The organism is Nonomuraea sp. NPDC001831 (genome assembly GCF_042892035.1).
In the GTDB taxonomy this organism is placed as follows: Bacteria; Actinomycetota; Actinomycetes; order Streptosporangiales; family Streptosporangiaceae; genus Nonomuraea.
The window spans coordinates 1-1,073 of the sequence record NZ_JBIATU010000043.1; the positions used below are offsets into that span (position 1 = coordinate 1).

Here is a 1,073-nt window from a genome sequence, read left to right on the forward strand (position 1 = left end):
TGTGTGATGTGACTGCGTGCCTTTTGAAGAATGAGCCTGCGAGTTATGGTGTGTGGCGAGGTTAACCCGTGTGGGGGAGCCGTAGCGAAAGCGAGTCTGAATAGGGCGTTTGAGTCGCATGCTGTAGACCCGAAGCGGAGTGATCTACGCATGGGCAGGTTGAAGCTCAGGTAAGACTGGGTGGAGGACCGAACCCACCAGGGTTGAAAACCTGGGGGATGACCTGTGTGTAGGGGTGAAAGGCCAATCAAACTCCGTGATAGCTGGTTCTCCCCGAAATGCATTTAGGTGCAGCGTCGCGTGTTTCTTGCCGGAGGTAGAGCTACTGGATGGCCGATGGGCCCGACAAGGTTACTGACGTCAGCCAAACTCCGAATGCCGGTAAGTGAGAGCGTGGCAGTGAGACTGCGGGCGATAAGGTTCGTAGTCGAGAGGGAAACAGCCCAGATCACCGACTAAGGCCCCTAAGCGTGTGCTAAGTGGGAAAGGATGTGGAGTCGCAGAGACAACCAGGAGGTTGGCTTAGAAGCAGCCACCCTTGAAAGAGTGCGTAATAGCTCACTGGTCAAGTGATTCTGCGCCGACAATGTAGCGGGGCTCAAGCACACCGCCGAAGTCGTGGCATTGACAGAACATTGTGTCTGTTGATGGGTAGGGGAGCGTCGTGCAGCCGGCGAAGCAGCAGAGTGATCTAGTTGTGGAGGCTGTGCGAGTGAGAATGCAGGCATGAGTAGCGAATCGAGGGTGAGAAACCCTCGCGCCGGATGACCAAGGGTTCCTGGGGCAGGCTAATCCGCCCAGGGTAAGTCGGGACCTAAGGCGAGGCCGACAGGCGTAGTCGATGGACAACGGGTTGATATTCCCGTACCCGCTTTAACGCGCCCATATCGAACCTCGTGATGCTAAGAGTCCTTAACTCGCCTAAAGCCTTCGGGCTTGGGGTCAGAGTGAACGCTCGATCCGATCGGGTAGTAGGTAAGCGATGGGGTGACGCAGGAAGGTAGTCCAGCCCAGGCGATGGTTGTCCTGGGGTAAGCATGTAGGGCGGAACGTAGGCAAATCCGCGTTCCATA

1 rRNA gene is annotated in these 1,073 nt (G+C 56.6%); it reads left to right on the top strand.

Annotated features, from left to right (window positions below):
* Window positions 1–1,073: ribosomal RNA gene (locus tag ACFYYW_RS49090) — 23S ribosomal RNA — on the top strand; the annotation flags it as partial.